The sequence below is a fragment of the Mesorhizobium sp. M0954 genome (assembly GCF_040319155.1).
Lineage (GTDB): Bacteria > Pseudomonadota > Alphaproteobacteria > Rhizobiales > Rhizobiaceae > Mesorhizobium.
The window spans coordinates 32,316-49,120 of record NZ_JAMYNR010000025.1 but is presented as its reverse complement, the minus strand read 5'-3'; the positions used below and the strand labels follow the sequence as shown (position 1 = coordinate 49,120).

Below are 16,805 nucleotides of genomic sequence, written 5' to 3'. Positions count from 1 at the left end.
TCGCGTCTGGGCGGTTGCCCGGCCTCGGGACCAGTATGGTGATCAAGCCGCGCACGCGCCGCGGCGGCGGCCGCCCGACCATCGCCGATGTCGCCCGCAAGGCCGGCGTCGGCGCCATTACCGTATCGCGCGCCCTGCGCGAGCCGGGGCGTGTCTCGGAAGATCTGCGCCGCCAGATCGAGTCGGCCGTGAACGAGCTCGGCTATGTGCCCGACCCGAATGCGCGGGCGCTGGCTTCGGCGCGCGCCGAGGTCTTTGGCGTTCTGGTGCCGTCGCTTACCAACAACGTCTTTGCCGAAGTGGTGCGCGGCATCTACGACAGCCTGTCGGACGGCCCTTTCCGGATCCAGCTTGGCAACACCCACTATTCCGGCCTCGAGGAAGAGCGGCTGCTGCAGGTGTTTGGCCCGCAACGCCCGGCGGCGCTGATCGTGGCCGGCATCGACCAGACGCCGGCCTCGCGAAAACTGCTGGAAACGGCGGGCTGTCCGGTGGTGCAGGTGATGGAGACCGGGCCCGATCCGGTCGACATGATGGTTGGTTTCTCACATTTCGAGGGCGGCAGGGCGGCTGCGGAACATCTGATCGAGGCAGGCTATCGCCGGATAGGCTTCATCGGCGCGCGCATGGATCCGCGTTCGCAGCGGCGCTTGGCCGGCTATCGCGCGGCGATGGAGGCGGCCGGCCTGTTCGATGCGCGGCTTACCACCACCACGCCGGTACCCTCCAGCGTCACCCTCGGCCGCGAATTGTTCCGCGACGCGCTGGCCAAGGTGCCGAGCCTCGACGGCGTGTTCTGCAACAATGACGATATAGCACTCGGGGTGCTGTTCGAATGCCACCGCGCTTCGATCGCCGTACCGAAGACGATCGGCATCGTCGGCTTCAACGATCTCGACATGATGGAGGTGGCTTTTCCGTCGGTCACCAGCGTTCGGACGTATCGCTACGAGATCGGCCGGCGGGCGGTCGCCATGGCGCTTGCGGCGATCGAAGGCAACAGGCCGGAACAGCGGGTCGTCGACCTCGGCTTCGAACTCAAGCGGCGTGAAAGCACGGCGCGCTGAAAGCTCGAAAAAAGGGTCCGGCGATCCGGTAGTATTCGAGCACCATCGCGATGCGCCGGAGGTGTTCGAGGAACTGAGTAGGTCTCGGACACCTACGCAGGCCAGGGTCCATGAACATCTGGGCGACTTCCTATGGGAAAATCCGGAGGCCGAACCGCTTCATTGAGGCGCATGGTTCTCCAGACGGCAAGGTCGTTCTTGGCCCAGTTCTCCACAATCTGGCGGTCTTCATCGGAAAGAAGGAGCGCAAGGCTCGCCAGTACATCGAATACGCCAGCTGAGTAGCCACGGCGGTACATGTGTTCCAGTTTTGGATCAATATGTCCTTCCATCATTGGCTCCCCACATCCAGCGTTGTTCTGCGCAAAGCGACGAAACAGTAATGCGTTTCATAGACGCTGTCGCCGTTTTGGATGCAACGGATCGACGGGTGGCGCAGGTGTCGTCGCGACCTCGGCTTCGAACTCAAGCGGCGTGAAAGCACGGCACGCTGAAGCGCGCTTCAACGCAATGGCGCTTTACACTACGTCATGGTAGCGCTACCAGTTATCGCCGGGCAGTACTTCGCTCAGAGGATGGGGCTGTTTATTATACATAAGCGACAGCTCATGCTTGTTTATTATGTATAATATGATAGTTTTTGCGGGACTAGCCGGGCAGCAAAGGAGGGGATCGGGTCGGCATTCGGCCACCTGAACGCGCGACGGGTACGGCGGGAGGTGCCGGGCCGGAAAAGCGCAAATTCATCGGCGTAACAACAAACAAAACTGCAACTGGGAGGAATATCGATGATCAAGTCACTCGTTGGCGGTATCGTTGCCGCCACTGCTTTCGTCATGCTGAGCTCGTCGGCGATCGCCGATCCTGAAATCGTCAAGGGGCCATCGGCCGAGCCTGACTGCTTCGCGCCCTGGTCGGCCGATACGCAGTTCTTCAAGTTCCCCAAGAAAGACGGCCCGTACCGCATCGCTCTGGCCAACGGCTATATCGCCAACACATGGCGCATCCAGATGGTGCAGACGGCAAAGGCCTATGCAGCGCAGCCGGACGTCGCGGCCAAGCTCAAGGAATTCAAGGTGGTCTCGACCGGCGAAGACGTGCCGGCGCAGATTTCGGCGATCAACAATTTCATCGATTCCGGCTATGACGCGATTGTCGTCAACGCCCAGAACCCGACCGCATTCGGTCCTGTCATCAAACGGGCCAAGGAAGCCGGCGTGGTGCTGGTCGCCTTCGACAACATCCTCGACACCAAGGATGCCATCAACGTCAATGTCGACCAGAAAGGTCTTGGCGAATTGTGGGGCAACTGGCTGGTCAAGCACGTGCCGAACGGCGGCAAGGTGCTGGAAGTGCGCGGCGTAGCCGGCACGTCCGTCGATACCGACCGCCATAACGGCATCCACGAGGTTCTCGACGCCTCCGGTAAGAAATGGGATGTCACCGAGGTCGTCGGCAAGTGGGATGACGGCGTTGCGCAAAAGGCTACGGCCGATGCCATTGCCACCAACGGCCCCTTCGACGGCATTACCGGACAGGGCGGCGATACCGGCATCGTGCAGGCGATGATCGATGCCAAGCATCCGTTCGTGCCGTTCGGTGGCGAGACGGAGAACGGCTTCCGCAAATTCTGCGCCAAGTTCGCCGCTGACGGCCTGAAATGCTCGTCGGCCGGCACCGGCCCGGCGCAGGTCGCGGTTGCCATCAAGACGGCGATTGCAGCACTTGAAGGCCAGGTCGTGCCGCAAGCGGTCAAGCTGCCGCTGGCGATCGTCGAGGATCCGAACTTCAAGGCAGGCCAGGACTACTTCCCCGACCAATCCGACAATTTCTTCGTCGGCAATTCCTTCCCGACCTGCGGCATCAATTTCACGGCGCAGGAAATCATGGGCCAGAGCAAGGAAAACCAGTAAACTCCGACAGCCCGACGCCGCGGGAGATCCCGCGGCGTCGGCGCTCGACATCCTGATTGCCAAGCGCCTGGGGAGGGCCGATGGACGGTGCGATTCCGCTCTTCCGCATGGAAGGCATATCCAAGCGCTATGGCGGCGTGCGCGCGCTGGAGAAGGCCGAACTGTCGGTCACTCCAGGCAGCATCCACGCCATTCTCGGCGAGAACGGCGCCGGCAAATCGACGCTGATCAAGGTCATGGCGGGGGTCGTCGCGCCCGACGAGGGCCGCATGATGCTGGACGGAAGCGAAGTTACCTTCGCTTCGCCGGCCGCTGCCAACCAGGCCGGCATCGTCTGCATCTTCCAGGAACTGTCGCTCGTCCCCGAACTCAGCGTTGCCGACAACATCGTCATTTCCGATCCGCCGAAGCGTTTCGGCATGATCGATCGCAAGGCGCAGCGCCGCATCGCCGAACAAGCCCTCGCTCGCGCCGGCGCTTCCGATATCCATCCGCTGGCGCTGGTCAAGGATCTTCCTCTTTCAAGAAGGCAGATGGTCGAGATCGCCAAGGCACTGGCGCGCAAGCCACGCATCCTGATCCTCGACGAGGCGACCTCGGCGCTGACCGCGGCCGACGTCGCCAGGGTTTTCGCCGTGTTGAAGCGGCTGCGTTCGGAAGGGCTGGCGCTGCTCTATATATCGCACCGCATGAACGAGATCGCCGAGCTGGCCGACCAGTGCACGGTGTTCCGCAATGGCCGCAATGTCGCCAGCTACGCGGCCGGTACAAAAAGCGACAACGAGGTCGTCGAACTGATGATCGGGCGCGAATACAGCCACATCTTTCCGCCCAAGCCCGCGCGGGCGGCTGCCGCAGCCACGCCGGTTCTGGAGGCGCGCAGCCTGTCCTGGACGGATCGGCTGCACGATGTCTCGCTATCGGTCGGGGCGGGCGAGGTGGTCGGGCTTGGCGGCCTCGACGGCCAAGGCCAGCGCGAATTGCTGCTCGCCTTCTTCGGTGTGCTGCGTGGCCTGTCGGGCCAGATCCTGATCGACGGCAGGCCGGTGGCGATCGCCAGCCCGGCCGCGGCGCGCGACGACCGGATCGGCATGGCGCTGATCCCGGAGGACCGCAAGACCGAAGGGCTGATGCTGCCGATGACGGTGCGCGAAAACCTCTCATTCGCTGCCCTCGACCGGCTGTCCAGGGCCGGCATCATCGATCGCGCCGCCGAGCAGCGGCTGATCGACGATATGGTGGGTCTCCTGGCGATCAAGACCGCCGGCCTCGACATTCCGGTCGGCGCGCTATCCGGTGGCAACCAGCAGAAGGTCGTCATCGCCAAATGGCTGATGCGGCAGCCGCGCATCATCCTGCTCAACGATCCGACGCGCGGCATCGATGTCGGCACCAAGCAGGAGCTTTACCAGTTGATGCGCAAGCTTGCCGACCAGGGTGCGGCGATCCTCTTCTATTCGACCGACTATGACGAGCTGATCGGCTGCTGCGACCGCGTGCTGGTGCTCTATGACGGCGCGGTCAAGCGCGAACTGGTCGGCGCCGAAATCACCGAGCGGGCGCTGATCGCCAGCGCGCTCAACATTCACGAAGAGATGCCAAAGCAAGGAGCGGACGCGTGAAGGATTGGCGCTACTGGCTTGCCGAACAGCGCGGAACGTTGCTGGCGTTCGGCATCTTCGTTGTCATGTTCGTCATCTACACCTCGAACCATCCGGCGGGCTTCACCGCCAATGTCGTACAAACGGCCTCGAACAAGGGTGTGCTGCTCGCCTTCGTCGCGATGGCGCAGACGCTGGTGGTGATCACCGCCGGCATCGATCTTTCGGTCGGCATGATCTTCACCCTGACCAACTGCCTGGCGTCGTGGCTGGTCGTCGGCACCGGCATCGAGACCGCCTTCGGCGTCATCGCCGTGCTCGGCACCGGCCTGCTGTGCGGGGCAATCAACGGCGCCATCGTCATCTATGGACGCCTGCAGCCGATCGTCGCCACCATCGCCACCGGTGCGGTCTATTTCGGCATTGCGCTGCTGCTTCGGCCGTTTCCGGGCGGCTCGGTCAATGAAGGGCTCGCCGATGCGCTGACCGGGCGCCTGTTTGGCATTGTGCCGGCGAGCCTGGTGGCGCTGCTGGCGGTCGTGCTTGTCGTCTGGGTGCCGTTCAGCCGGTCGGTGCTCGGCCGCGCCGCCTATGCGGCCGGCTCCTCGGAGATGGCGGCCTACATGTCCGGCGTGCCGATCCGGCGTGGAAAGTTCGCCGCCTATGCGCTTGCCGGTCTGCTTGCCGCGATCGGCGGGCTGTTCCTGACGTTCTTCACCTATACCGGTGATGCGGCCTATGCCAGCGGCAACGCCTATACGCTGTTTTCGATTGCCGCGGTCGTGCTTGGCGGCGTGTCGCTGTTCGGCGGCAAAGGCAGCGCCATCGGCGCGATCTTCGGCGCGCTTGCCTTCCGCACCATCGGCGACCTGCTGTTCGTCTTCGATTTCGATCCGCTCTGGCAGCCCCTGTTCCAGGGCGTCATTCTGCTGATCGCGGTCAGCCTCGGCGCCTTCGCCCTGTTTCGGGTCCGCAACCGGCTGGAGTGGTTCCTGTGAGCGAAACGACTGTGAGTGGTCTCGCCGGCCGCATGCCGAAATTCCTCCGCCGCGCCGACCCGGCGGTGCTGACGGCGTTCGCCTGTATCGTGCTGCTGCTGTTCCTCGGCAGCCTCTATTCGCGCAGCTTCCTGTCGCCTGAATACCTTTTGCAGCAGCTCAAGGTGGCGTCGTTTCTCGGCGTCATCGCGACCGGCATGATGCTGGTCATCCTGCTCGGCCAGATCGACCTGTCGGTGCCCTGGTCGGTGGCGGCCGGCGCGATGATGGCCTGTGCCGCGGCCGCATACGGCCCGGTCGGCGTGGCGCTTGCCATTCCGTTCGGCATCTTCTGCGGTGTTCTGATCGGCATCGTCAACGGCATCGGCGTCGCCTATCTGCGCATTCCCTCGATGATCATCACGCTTGCCACCAACGCCGTCGCGCAGGGGCTGATGGTGGTCTACACGGGCGGTTTCTCGCCGCAGGATTCGGCGACCGGTGCGATGCGCTATCTGGCGACCGGCTTTGCCGTTCCTGGCGTGCCCAACGCCGTTCTCATCTGGGCACTGATCGGCGCCGCAATGGTGTTCGTGCTGACCCGCACCGGCTTCGGCCGCACCGTCTATGGCATCGGCAATCGCGAGCGCGCAGCCTATCTTTCCGGCATCGATACAAGGCGCGTAGTGATGATCGCCTTTGCGGTTTCGGGCGGGCTCTCCGCCTTCGGCGGCGTGCTGTTGGCCGGCTATGCCTCCAAGGCGGCACAGTCGATGGGCGATGCCTATCTGCTGCCGTCGATCGCCGCGGTGGTGCTCGGCGGCACCTCGATCCTCGGCGGGCGCGGCTCCTATCTCGGCACCGTCGCCGGGGTGATCCTGATCACGCTTCTGCAGTCCATTCTCTCTGTCATGCAGATGCCGGAGGCGGGACGGCAGATCATCTACGGCGTCGTCATCGTCGCCATGCTGCTGCTCTATGGCCGCGCGCCGGCAAGCCGCTGACCTGCATGACCGGTAAAGACGTGGCATATAAGCCGGCGAGCACTGTTCGAACGGTACCCGCCATCGTGGTGATGGGCGTTGCCGGTTGCGGCAAGTCGGTTGTCGGCGAAGCGCTTGCAGCGGCATTGGGCGCCGTCTTTATCGAAGGCGACAGGCTGCATCCGCCCGAAAACGTCGCACGCATGGCGAGCGGCCAGCCGCTCACCGACGCGCTGCGCGAAGGCTGGCTCGACGCGATCGGCCAGCGGATGGCCGCGTCGGTCGCAAGCGGGCAAGGTGTGGTCGCCGCCTGCTCAGCGCTGAAACGCAGCTACCGCGATCGCCTGCGCGGCTTTTGCGCGGATATCGTTTTCGTTTACCTGGAGATCGACCCGGCAACAGCAAAACAGCGCGTCGGCAATCGCAAGGGTCATTTCATGCCGGCGAGCCTGGTCGACAGCCAGTTCGCCACGCTCGAGGCGCCAGCGGCGGACGAGGCGGCAATGACCCTGGATGGCACGCGTCCGGTCGCCGACACCGTCGCGACCGCCTTGAGCCTGCTCGCGCGCTAGATTTGCGACGTCAGTTCGACTGGGAAATCGTCATTGTCGGCGTCGCGCATGGCCGCGAGGCTGCGGTTGTCCAGCACCTCGGCGATCGCCTGCCGGACCTCCAGCATCATGTGCCGAACCTGGCAGGTCGCCTCGTCGCAATCCTCGCAGCGCTGGTATTGCGTGCGGCTGGCGCAGGGGATCGGCGCCAGCGGCCCGTCGAGGACACGCACGACATGGCCGATCTTGATCTCGGAAGCCGGCCGGGCAAGGCGGTAACCGCCTTCCTTGCCCTTGCGGCTCTGGACGAAGCCGGCGTTACGCAACTCGCCCAGGATGGCATCCAGGAATTTCTTGGGGATATTATTGGCGACCGCAATGTCGTTGACGAATGCGAGCTGGCCGACCGGCAGGCCCGACAGATGCACGAGGGCCTTGAGGCCGTATTTGCCTTTTTTGGTAAGCATGCCCCGAGTCAACCCATGAAGCCCCAACCACCTGCGTCTGGCGGCTGTTTGTGTGCAAATCATGACGGTTTGATCACGCGAAGCCGTTCGCGAAAACAAGCCGTCCGTTCTCACGGTAGGCACAAACGCGTTGATTCTTTGTAACCTTTTGGACGGAATGCGCCCGGAAAGTGCCAGAAATCACCTTTCGCGGCGCGAAAGCAAAGAAGCCAACAAGCCGGCTTCTGTCAAAGTTGGAGGATCGCCTCAGCGGCTGCCATAAGTCTGGTCGAGCAGGCCGCCCGCTGCAAAGTGCTCGGCCTGGACCTTGGCCCAGCCGCCGAAGACCTCCTCCACCGTCAGCAGGCGGACATCGGGAAACTCAGCCTTATATTTGGCAGCGACCGCCGCGTCCCGGGCCCGCAGGCCGTTGCGGGCGGCGATGTCCTGGCCCTCCGGTGTATAGAGGAAGTCGAGATAGGTCTTGGCGAGATCGCGCGTGCCATGCTCGTCTGCAACCGTGTCGACGATCGCCACCGGAAATTCCGCCAACAGGCTGACCGAAGGCGTTACCTGCTCGAACTTGTCCTCGCCATACTCCTTGCGGACGCCGCGCGTTTCCGACTCGAAGGTGATGAGTACGTCGCCGATTTCGCGCTGCACGAAAGTGGTGGTCGCGGCGCGCCCGCCGCTGTCGAACACCGGCACGTTGTTGAACAGCTTTGTCACGAACTCCTTCACCTTGGCATCGTCGCCCTTGAAGGCTTCCTTGGCGTAGGCGGTGGCCGCGAGATAGGTGTAGCGCGCATTGCCCGATGTTTTCGGATTGGGGAAGATCACCTGGACGTCGTCGCGCACGAGATCGTTCCAATCCTTGATGTGCTTCGGATTGCCGGCGCGCACCAGGAAGGAGGGCAGCGAATAGAAAGGCGAGGCGTTGTCCGGAAAGTCCTTCTGCCAGTCGGCGGAGATGAGGCCCTTCTTGACCAGGAAGTCGATGTCGATGACCTGGTTGAACGTGACCACGTCGGCGCCGAGGCCTTCGGCGATGGCGCGTGCTTGTGCCGAGGTTCCGGCATGCGACTGATCGATGGTGACGCCGGGGTGGCCGGCGACGAACGCCTTGTTGACCTGCGCAAACAGTTCGCGCCCGACATCATAGGAAGCATTGAGCAATTTGTCGGCCGACCAGGCTTGGGAGGATGCGAGGAAGAGGCCGGCCAACGTGGCGATGCCAAGCAAAAATCGCTTCATGAAAACAGGCTCCAATGCCATGAGCTTAATGCCGGACCATAGCGGCAAGGCATCGTGCGCGACGAGGCACGCAGAGCGGCCGCTCCACGTTGTCGATAGAAGAAATATTCCCGCTGTGGGCGATTTCTGGTTTTTTCTTTCAAGCAGAGTCTCAGGACAGCTTGGCAGCGGCGCCGATGCCGTCGGCGTGCACGATGGTTCCCGGCCGGCCAACGCGGTGCAAGGCGATTGCATCGCCGCCCTGTCTGGCATATACAAATAGTATATACAAGGGAGCTGTTGTCATGTCTCAACACCGCCATTCAACAACCCCGCCGAAGGAGGCGAAGCTGTTTCGTAACAATCGCAGCCAGGCGGTGCGCATTCCCGTCGAGTTCGAACTTCCCGGCGAAAAGGTCTTGATCAGCCGTGAAGGCGACCGCCTGATCATCGAGCCGGTCCGCAAACCTGGCCTCACCGCACTGCTCGCGCAATGGGCGAAAGAGCCGCCGCCCGGTGCCGAGGAAGACTTTCCCGAAGTCGAGGATATGCCTGTCAAATCCGAGGAATTTTTTTGATGCGGTTCATGCTGGACACGAACATTGTCAGCGACATGATCCGAAATCCGGCCGGGAAAGCCGCAAGCGCTGTCCTGCGCGTGGGAGACGCCGCCGTGTGTACCAGCATCGTGGTAGCGTCGGAACTGCGATATGGCTGCGTCAAGAAAAGATCAGCCAAGTTGCACAAGAAGGTCGAGGAATTGCTGGCTGAGATTCCCGTCTTGCCGCTCGATGTGCCGGTGGATGCCGAGTACGGCGCGATTCGCGCAGAACTGGAAGGCAGGGGCCAGACCATCGGCCAGAATGACCTTTTTATTGCTGCCCACGCCCGTGCGCTTGGAACTACCCTGGTGACCGCCAACACCGGGGAGTTCAACCGGATCAAAGGCCTGAAGATCGAGAACTGGCTGGTGTAGCGCCTGATAGAGGATCAAGCAGCCGGAAAAAGCTTCCAGCGCCGCGGCCTGAAAGCCACGCGACTTTTCTGCGCCGCCGGATGATCGACGGGCAATTCGATCTCGACCCGCTGACGTTCGCCGCCGATTTCGAGCTCGACCCGCCTGGTGCCGGCGACGCGGCGGCTGGCGGCGACCGTGCCGGCGATGCAGCCGTTGCATTCTTCCACCAGATCGACGTCGTGCGGGCGAAAGAACAGCGTCGCTTCGCCTTGCGGTGCGTGCGGCGCGGAAAGCCCGATCGGCCGGTCGGCGATCCAGACCTGGCCGTCCTCGACCTTGACCGGAAGCGAACTCGATTCGCCGATGAAGCCGTAGACGAAGGGAGAGTTCGGCGTGTCGTAGATCTCGTCGGCGGTGCCGACCTGCTCGATGCGGCCCTGGCTCATCACCACGACACGGTCGGCAAGCTCCAGCGCCTCTTCCTGGTCATGGGTGACGAAGACCGTGGTGTGACCGGTGGCGTCGTGGATGTCGCGCAGCCAGCGGCGCAGTTCGCGGCGCACCTGCGCATCGAGCGCGCCGAACGGCTCGTCGAGCAAAAGCACGGCCGGTTCGATCGCCATGGCGCGGGCCAGCGCCACGCGCTGGCGCTGGCCGCCCGAAAGCTGTGCCGGATAGCGTTTTTCCAGACCGGAAAGCTGAACGAGGTTGAGGAGTTCCGAGGCGCGGCGGCGGATTTCCTTCGCCGACGGGCGTGACGGCCCGTGCCGGACCTTGAGTCCGAAGCCGATATTGTCGGCAACCGTCATATGGCGAAACAGCGCGTAGTGCTGGAAGACGAAGCCGACATTGCGCTCCTGAATCGACTTTTGGGAGGCATCCTCTTCGCCGAAGAAGATCTTTCCGCGGGTCGGCCGCTCCAATCCGGCAATCAGCCTGAGCAGCGTCGTCTTGCCGGAACCGGACGGTCCCAGCAGGGCGATCAGTTCTCCCGACTTGATGTCGAGCGAAACGTCGTGGAGGGCCGGAAACCGCTCAAACTCCTTGCGCACGTTGGCAACGCGAACTTCCATGCAAATCCCTTTTGTAGTTGATGCATGCCGTTATCCCAAAACCGGTTCCCACTTTTGGGCGACATCAAATCTTTGTTTTATGCATGTCGTTGTCCAAAAACCGCTACACACTTTTGGGCGACATGCATTTGTCAGTGTCCGCGCGTCGCGGCGATCTCGGCGCCGTAGCGCATCTCGAGAAGTGTTTTCAAGACCAGCGTGACGAGCGCCAGGCCGGCAAGCAGCGAAGCGACGGCAAAGGCGGCGGCGGCATTGTACTCGTTATAAAGGATTTCGACATGCAGCGGCATGGTGTTGGTCAGCCCGCGTATGTGGCCCGACACGACCGAGACGGCGCCGAACTCACCCATCGCGCGGGCATTGCACAACAGCACGCCGTAGAGCAATCCCCATTTGACGTTGGGCAACGTCACGTACCAGAACGCCTGCCAGCCATTGGCTCCAAGCGACAGGGCAGCCTCCTCGTCGCCATTGCCCTGTTCCTGCATCAGCGGGATCAATTCGCGGGCGACGAAGGGGAAGGTGACGAAGACGGTGGCCAGCACGATGCCCGGCACGGCAAACAGAATGACGATGCCATGTGCTTTCAGCCAGGCGCCGAGCAGGCCTTGCGCGCCGAACAAGAGCACGTAGACAAGCCCCGAAATGACCGGCGAGACGGAAAAGGGCAGGTCGATGAGTGTGGTCAGGAACGCCTTGCCCTTGAACTCGAACTTGGCGATCGCCCAGGCGGCGGAAATGCCGAAGACGATGTTGAGCGGCACCGAGATCGCCGCGACCAGAAGCGTCAGGCGGATCGCCGAGCGCGTATCCGGTTCGCCTAGCGCCTGTGTGTAGGCCTCGATTCCCTTGGCGAAAGCTTCCTTGAAGACGATGACCAGCGGCAAGAGCAGGAAGATGGCGAGGAACGCAAACGTTACCGCCATCAGCACGGCTTGCGCAGGACGGCTTTCGGTTACCGCCGCCGAGCGGCTTTCGTGGTGCGGCGCGTAGGATTTGATCTCCGGGTCAGCCATAGCGCTTGCGGCTCCAGGTCTGCACCAGGTTGATGACCAGCAGCATCACGAAGGACAGTGCCAGCATGATCGCCGCGATCGCGGTCGCCGCGGCATAATTATATTCCTCGAGCCGGATGACGATCAGAAGCGGTGCGATCTCGGATTTGTAGGGCAGGTTGCCGGCGATGAAGATAACCGAGCCGTACTCGCCGACGCCGCGCGCGAAGGCCAGCGCGAAACCGGTGACGATGGCCGGTGCCAGTCCGGGAAGCAGAACACGGCTGATGATCTGGAAGCGATTGGCGCCGAGCGTGGCGGCCACTTCCTCTACCTCTTTGTCGATTTCCTCCATGATCGGCTGCACAGTGCGCACGACGAAGGGCAGCCCGATAAAGATCAGCGCGATGACGATGCCGAGCGGCGTATACGCGACCTTGATGCCGAGCGGCGTCAGCAGGCTTCCGATCCAGCCATTCGGTGCGTAAAGCGTGGTCAAAGCGATGCCGGCAACCGCCGTCGGCAGCGCGAAGGGCAGGTCGACCATGGCATCGGCGATGCGGCGGCCTGGAAAGCTGTAGCGCACCAGCACCCACGCGACGATCGTGCCGAAGACGACGTTGACCGCAGCGGCAATGAAGGCGGTGCCGAAGCTGATTTCAAGCGCGTTGATGGTGCGGCGGTCGGTGACGATCGCCCAGAAGTCGGTCCAGCCGAGCGCCGCCGAGCGCCAGACCAGCCCGGACAGGGGAATGAGGATGATGAGGGTGAGGTAGGCAAGCGAGAAGCCGAGCGTCAATCCGAAACCCGGAATGACGCTCGGCTGCCTGAATCGCCACCCCGCCTTGGCGGGTGCTGTGGTCATGTCGTCCTGATCTAAATGCTACTGGGCCGGCTTGTAGATCTGGTCGAATATACCACCATCGCCGAAATGATAAGGCTGTGCTTTCTTCCAGCCGCCAAAAAGCGGGTCGTCGATGGTGACCAGCTTGATCTCAGGCAGCTTGGCCAAGTCCTCCGCCGGCACCAGTTCGGGCTTCGAAGGGCGATAATGGTTTTTGGCGATGAGCGTCTGGCCTTCCTTGGAATAGAGGTAGCTCAGATAGGCTTCGGCAACTTTGCGCGTGCCTTTGGCGTCGACATTGGCGTCGACCACGGCTACCGGCGGCTCGGCCAGGATCGAGGTCGGCGGGTAGACGATATCGAAATTGTCGGCGCCGAACTCGTCGAGCGCCAGATAGGCCTCGTTTTCCCAGGCGAGCAGCACGTCGCCCAGCCCCTTTTGCGCGAAGGTCACGGTGGCGCCGCGCGCACCGGTGTCGAGAACCGGGACATGCGCATAGAGATTGCCGACGAATTCCTTGGTCTTGGCCTCGTCGCCGCCATCCTTGGCGCTGGCATAGGCCCAGGCGGCAAGATAGTTCCAGCGCGCGCCGCCGGAGGTCTTCGGATTGGGCGTGATCACCTGGACATCGTCCTTGACCAGATCGCCCCAATCATGAATGCCCTTGGGGTTTCCCTTGCGGACGAGGAAGATGATCGTCGAGGTGTAGGGTGCCGAATTGTTTTCGAATTTCGTCCGCCAGTCGGGATTGATCTTCTTCGTTTTCGAGACAATGGCGTTGATGTCGCCTTCGAGCGCCAGCGTCACCACGTCGGCGTCGAGCCCGTCGATCACCGCGCGCGCCTGGGCGCCGGATCCGCCATGCGACTGCTGGACGGTGACGGTCTCGCCTGTCTCGGCCTTCCAGTGGGCGACAAAGGCCTCATCGAATTGCTTGTAGAGCTCACGCGTCGGGTCATAGGACACGTTGAGAATGGTGGTGTCGGCAAACGCGAAACCGAGCGTGCCGAACTGGACAGATGTGGCGACCAGTGCGCCGAGCAGTTTCCTGAAATGAGGTTTGGTCATTTCCGCCTCCGTTGAACTCGCGCCAATCTACCGAATTGATAGAATTTAGATGCATTCAATGTTGCCTTTTTTGGCCTATTGAAGCAATTTTTCGCCCAGTTTCGGCGATGCGAGAAACTATTTTCCCCGCATGGACCATGATTGCGATCCCGACGCGATTATCTAGAGACGGCTAGCTCTTCGGCAATGGCTGCGTCGCGCCCGAAGGTTGCGACCGGCTATTCGGCGGTAACGGGAAAGTTGAAGCGCTCTTTTGGAAACGGCTCGTTCTCCAGCGTGAAGTGCCACCATTCGCGGGCGTAATTCTTGAAGCCGCGGGCACGCATCGCCTCGACAAGTCTTTTGCGGTTAGCCGCCGCTTCACTGGCTATCGGTCGGTGAGCCGTTTCGCTCGCTGGATCGAAACAGTCGAAACCCGTGCCGAAATCGAGCGTGTCGGCATCGGTCGCGCCGCAGGCCGGTTTCGGAGCGCTCTTGCGGTCGGCTCGCGCGATCGCGACATCGACCGTCGATCCGCGCGAATGGGTGGACAGTTCGCCGATATAGCCCTTGGCGATGAGATCCTTGCGCTTGACCTTTGGGTACCATTGCGCGTCCGGTGGCCCACTCGTTTTTGTCCAGTCACCCATGTCGGAGACAGCCCGTGCAGGGCGATAGCAGTCGAACACGACCAGCGTCAGTCCTTCGGCGGCAATCGCTTTCTGCACTGCCGAAAGCGCTTGCGCCGCTTGCCTGGTGAGGATGCATGCCGGCGCATCGTAGCCGCTTACCTTGCGATGCAGGAAATTCTCGAGGCCGGCATAGCGGATATCCTGCCGGATATTGGGATCGATGTCGGCTAGCCGAACAAAGCCGGCGGGGAGGGTGTCAGCAAAGGCCGAGGAAATACCGGCGCCCGAAAGCAAGACGTAAAACCCAATCCCCTGAATCACCTGCCGGAAATTATTCAAGGGAAACTTTCACTCGACGAAAACCTTCACACTGGCCGCGCGTCCCGCCGCGTCGATCACGGTCAGGGTCGAATAGCCGGCGCCGTCCGGCTGCCAGGTCGCGGTGCGCCGCCGGTCGATGCCGACCAGCGGCTTGCCGTTGGCCAGCCAGCGGAATGGTGCGCGGCCGCCTTGCAGCTTGAGCACCAGCGGCGAGGCGTCGGCCGAGGAAGTGCCGAGATCGACGCGAGCGCCGTCGGGCGGAAAGATGATGGTTGGCGCAGGTTCGGTCGGCGTCGCCTGCACCAGCCCATCGGTGCCGGCGCCGAAGCGCGTCAGCGTCACCGGCAGCTCCTCGCGTTTCGGACGCCGGACGGCTGGCTCGGCAGTGGTACGGCGGCCAGGCCGGAACGGACAAAACCTTCGAACAGGATGGGCGCAGCCGAGACATAGCCGGACAGGCCGGGCACCGCACCGGCGTCGGGGCGGCCGACCCAGACGCCGAGCACGTAGCGGCCGTCGAAGCCGACCGACCAGGCGTCGCGATAGCCGTAGGAGGTGCCGGTCTTGTAGGCGATGCCGCGTTGGACGGCACCCTGGGGAGGCTTGACGCCTGACAGGATGTCGGTGATCTGCCAGGTCGCCTGCCCGTCGAGGATGGTGGTGGTCGAGCGTTCGGCATTCGCCGGCTCGGTGCCGTCATGCAGCGTGTGTGCCTTGCCGCCATTGGCAAGGCCGGCATAGAGTTGGACCAGGTCGCGCAGGGTCACCCCGACGCCGCCGAGGCCGATCGCCAGGCCGGGCGCTTCGTTGACGGGCAGGATAGGGGTCACATCGGCCTGGCGAAAGCGTGCCATCAGCCGGGCCGGGCCGACCGCGTCGAGCACGCGGATCGCCGGCACGTTGAGCGACAATTGCAGCGCCTGCCTGATGCTGACATCGCCCTGATAGCCCATGTCGAAGTTCTTCGGCCGATACCCGGAGAAATCGGCTGGGCTGTCCTCGATCAGCATCTCCTGCGCCACCAGGCCTTGTTCGAAGGCGAGGCCGTAGATGAACGGCTTCAGCGTCGAGCCAGGCGAGCGAACGACCTTGGTCATGTCGATCCAGCCCGAACGGCTGGCATCGAAGAAATCGGCAGAGCCGACCTCACCAAGAATATCGCCGGTACGGGCATCGGCCAGTACCATGGCCACCGAGAGGCGAGGGCCGAGCCTGGCGGCCGCATCCTTGGCCACCTGCTCCAGCCCTTCCTGGACACTCTTGCGGATCGTCAGTTGCAGCTTCTGGCCGGGAATGGCCTTGGACAGCATCGTATAGGCCGCATGGGCAGCGAGCGCCGGCAAGGTCCGCCGCAGCCCCGACACATCGTCGAGCGCGGCACGCGCGGCCTCACGTTCGCCGAGCAGGCCTGCCGAGACCATGCGGGTCAGCACGCGGTCGCGGGCGGCATGGGCGACGTCGAGGTTGCGGTCAGGGCGCCGCTTTTCCGGCAATTGCGGCAAAGCGACGAGCAGGGCCGCCTCCGAGACCGTCAGCCGTTTCGGCTCCTTGCCGAAATAGGCAAGCGAAGCGGCGCGCACACCTTCGAGATTGCCGCCATAGGGCGCCAGCGTCAGATAGCGTTCGAGGATCTCGCGCTTGGAAAGCCGCCGTTCGATCTGGAGGGCGCGCAGCATCTGCTTGATCTTCGAGCCGAGGCTGCGGCTGTCGCGCGGTTCGATCAGCCGGGCGAGTTGCATCGGCAGCGTCGAACCACCGGAGACGATATGGCCGCTGGCCGCGAACTGGCCGGCGGCACGCGCCAGTGCCAGCACGTCGACGCCTTGATGATCCCAGAAACGCTTGTCCTCATAGGTGACCAGCATGTCGACGAACTGCTTGTCGACCTGGTCCAGGCTGGTAGCGAGCCGCCAGTAGCCATCCGGCGTAGCGAAGGCGCGCAGCAGCTGGCCGTCTCGGTCCTGCACCTCGGTCGAGACCGTCAAAGCAGCCGGCAGCGGCGGCGGAAATGCGCGGTCGAGCTGCCAGAGGCCGAAGGCGGTGATTGCCGCGAGACCGGCCAAGGAAATGCCCGTGATGGCCGCTCGGCGCAGGAATTTTCTGGAGAGCATGGCGCCGCCCCTCATCCGCCTGCCGGCACCTTCTCCCCGTTTAGTGACGGGGA

Annotated in this window: 16 protein-coding genes and 1 pseudogene; 9 read left to right on the top strand and 8 right to left on the bottom strand. The window is 63.1% G+C overall.

The window, feature by feature from the left end:
* Positions 1-35: 35 nt before the first annotated feature.
* The 7 genes from gntR (at position 36) to NKH93_RS26265 (ending at position 7,113) form a co-directional block, all read left to right on the top strand.
* Positions 36-1,067, top strand: a complete 1,032-nt coding sequence (gntR, locus tag NKH93_RS26295; protein WP_352491069.1) for an HTH-type transcriptional regulator GntR — start codon at positions 36-38, stop codon at positions 1,065-1,067.
* A gap of 110 nt (positions 1,068-1,177) precedes the next feature.
* The gene (locus NKH93_RS26290) at positions 1,178-1,348 is read left to right on the top strand and encodes a hypothetical protein (RefSeq protein WP_352750391.1); all 171 of its coding nucleotides are present in this window, start codon (positions 1,178-1,180) and stop codon (positions 1,346-1,348) included.
* A gap of 507 nt (positions 1,349-1,855) precedes the next feature.
* On the top strand, positions 1,856-2,980 hold the full coding sequence (locus NKH93_RS26285; protein WP_352473506.1) for a sugar ABC transporter substrate-binding protein: 1,125 nt from the start codon (positions 1,856-1,858) through the stop codon (positions 2,978-2,980).
* Positions 2,981-3,060: 80 nt separating this feature from the next.
* Positions 3,061-4,602: a sugar ABC transporter ATP-binding protein gene (locus NKH93_RS26280; protein ID WP_352922319.1), complete on the top strand. Its 1,542-nt coding sequence runs from the start codon at positions 3,061-3,063 to the stop codon at positions 4,600-4,602.
* Positions 4,599-5,579 carry an ABC transporter permease gene (locus NKH93_RS26275; RefSeq protein ID WP_352684752.1) on the top strand — a complete coding sequence of 327 codons (981 nt, stop codon included), beginning with the start codon at positions 4,599-4,601 and terminating at the stop codon, positions 5,577-5,579. Before NKH93_RS26280 ends, NKH93_RS26275 begins: the two co-directional genes overlap by 4 nt.
* Positions 5,576-6,562 carry an ABC transporter permease gene (locus tag NKH93_RS26270; protein WP_292658927.1) on the top strand — a complete coding sequence of 329 codons (987 nt, stop codon included), beginning with the start codon at positions 5,576-5,578 and terminating at the stop codon, positions 6,560-6,562. The genes NKH93_RS26275 and NKH93_RS26270 overlap by 4 nt, the downstream gene beginning before the upstream one ends.
* A 71-nt stretch (positions 6,563-6,633) precedes the next feature.
* Positions 6,634-7,113 (top strand): gluconokinase, encoded by a 480-nt coding sequence (locus NKH93_RS26265; protein WP_352473509.1) that lies wholly within the window; start codon positions 6,634-6,636, stop codon positions 7,111-7,113.
* Here the strand turns inward: NKH93_RS26265 and NKH93_RS26260 are convergent.
* Together NKH93_RS26260 and NKH93_RS26255 are read right to left on the bottom strand one after the other, a co-directional pair.
* Complete coding sequence (locus NKH93_RS26260) at positions 7,110-7,559, bottom strand: RrF2 family transcriptional regulator (RefSeq protein WP_006202816.1); 450 nt, start codon at positions 7,557-7,559, stop codon at positions 7,110-7,112. The two genes, NKH93_RS26265 and NKH93_RS26260, sit on opposite strands and share 4 nt — an antisense overlap.
* Before the next feature lie 246 nt (positions 7,560-7,805).
* A complete protein-coding gene (locus NKH93_RS26255) occupies positions 7,806-8,792 on the bottom strand; it encodes a sulfate ABC transporter substrate-binding protein (RefSeq protein WP_352473511.1) in 987 nt (328 codons plus the stop codon).
* A gap of 284 nt (positions 8,793-9,076) precedes the next feature.
* Between NKH93_RS26255 and NKH93_RS26250 the strand changes: the two genes are divergently transcribed.
* Both NKH93_RS26250 and NKH93_RS26245 read left to right on the top strand, forming a co-directional pair.
* The gene (locus NKH93_RS26250) at positions 9,077-9,349 is read left to right on the top strand and encodes an antitoxin (protein ID WP_352473543.1); all 273 of its coding nucleotides are present in this window, start codon (positions 9,077-9,079) and stop codon (positions 9,347-9,349) included.
* Positions 9,349-9,747, top strand: a complete 399-nt coding sequence (locus tag NKH93_RS26245) for a type II toxin-antitoxin system VapC family toxin (RefSeq protein WP_502893814.1) — start codon at positions 9,349-9,351, stop codon at positions 9,745-9,747. The genes NKH93_RS26250 and NKH93_RS26245 overlap by 1 nt, the downstream gene beginning before the upstream one ends.
* Before the next feature lie 14 nt (positions 9,748-9,761).
* Here the strand turns inward: NKH93_RS26245 and NKH93_RS26240 are convergent, their stop codons facing one another.
* From NKH93_RS26240 to pbpC, 6 genes and pseudogenes are all read right to left on the bottom strand, one after another.
* Positions 9,762-10,802 (bottom strand): sulfate/molybdate ABC transporter ATP-binding protein, encoded by a 1,041-nt coding sequence (locus NKH93_RS26240; protein ID WP_352465240.1) that lies wholly within the window; start codon positions 10,800-10,802, stop codon positions 9,762-9,764.
* Between the two features lie 131 nt (positions 10,803-10,933).
* On the bottom strand, positions 10,934-11,818 hold the full coding sequence (cysW, locus tag NKH93_RS26235; RefSeq protein WP_352922315.1) for a sulfate ABC transporter permease subunit CysW: 885 nt from the start codon (positions 11,816-11,818) through the stop codon (positions 10,934-10,936).
* On the bottom strand, positions 11,811-12,662 hold the full coding sequence (gene cysT / locus NKH93_RS26230) for a sulfate ABC transporter permease subunit CysT (RefSeq protein ID WP_352473514.1): 852 nt from the start codon (positions 12,660-12,662) through the stop codon (positions 11,811-11,813). The genes cysW and cysT overlap by 8 nt, the downstream gene beginning before the upstream one ends.
* 18 nt (positions 12,663-12,680) lie before the next feature.
* Entirely contained in the window at positions 12,681-13,709 is a 1,029-nt protein-coding gene (locus tag NKH93_RS26225) for a sulfate ABC transporter substrate-binding protein (RefSeq protein WP_352473515.1), read from the bottom strand.
* A gap of 218 nt (positions 13,710-13,927) precedes the next feature.
* The gene (locus NKH93_RS26220) at positions 13,928-14,659 is read right to left on the bottom strand and encodes a M15 family metallopeptidase (RefSeq protein ID WP_352922312.1); all 732 of its coding nucleotides are present in this window, start codon (positions 14,657-14,659) and stop codon (positions 13,928-13,930) included.
* Between the two features lie 9 nt (positions 14,660-14,668).
* Positions 14,669-16,752 (bottom strand): annotated as a pseudogene (pbpC, locus tag NKH93_RS26215) (penicillin-binding protein 1C).
* Positions 16,753-16,805: the final 53 nt, after the last annotated feature.

Bases quoted from the DNA above. Each gene is read 5' to 3' on its own strand.
- cysT (WP_352473514.1), bottom strand. From the start codon at position 12,662: ATGACCACAGCACCCGCCAAGGCGGGGTGGCGATTCAGGCAGCCGAGC.
- NKH93_RS26255 (WP_352473511.1), bottom strand. From the start codon at position 8,792: ATGAAGCGATTTTTGCTTGGCATCGCCACGTTGGCCGGCCTCTTCCTC.
- NKH93_RS26245 (WP_502893814.1), top strand. From the start codon at position 9,349: ATGCGGTTCATGCTGGACACGAACATTGTCAGCGACATGATCCGAAAT.
- NKH93_RS26285 (WP_352473506.1), top strand. From the start codon at position 1,856: ATGATCAAGTCACTCGTTGGCGGTATCGTTGCCGCCACTGCTTTCGTC.
- NKH93_RS26290 (WP_352750391.1), top strand. From the start codon at position 1,178: ATGAACATCTGGGCGACTTCCTATGGGAAAATCCGGAGGCCGAACCGC.
- NKH93_RS26240 (WP_352465240.1), bottom strand. From the start codon at position 10,802: ATGGAAGTTCGCGTTGCCAACGTGCGCAAGGAGTTTGAGCGGTTTCCG.
- NKH93_RS26250 (WP_352473543.1), top strand. From the start codon at position 9,077: ATGTCTCAACACCGCCATTCAACAACCCCGCCGAAGGAGGCGAAGCTG.
- NKH93_RS26265 (WP_352473509.1), top strand. From the start codon at position 6,634: ATGGGCGTTGCCGGTTGCGGCAAGTCGGTTGTCGGCGAAGCGCTTGCA.
- NKH93_RS26280 (WP_352922319.1), top strand. From the start codon at position 3,061: ATGGACGGTGCGATTCCGCTCTTCCGCATGGAAGGCATATCCAAGCGC.
- gntR (WP_352491069.1), top strand. From the start codon at position 36: ATGGTGATCAAGCCGCGCACGCGCCGCGGCGGCGGCCGCCCGACCATC.
- NKH93_RS26225 (WP_352473515.1), bottom strand. From the start codon at position 13,709: ATGACCAAACCTCATTTCAGGAAACTGCTCGGCGCACTGGTCGCCACA.
- NKH93_RS26260 (WP_006202816.1), bottom strand. From the start codon at position 7,559: ATGCTTACCAAAAAAGGCAAATACGGCCTCAAGGCCCTCGTGCATCTG.
- cysW (WP_352922315.1), bottom strand. From the start codon at position 11,818: ATGGCTGACCCGGAGATCAAATCCTACGCGCCGCACCACGAAAGCCGC.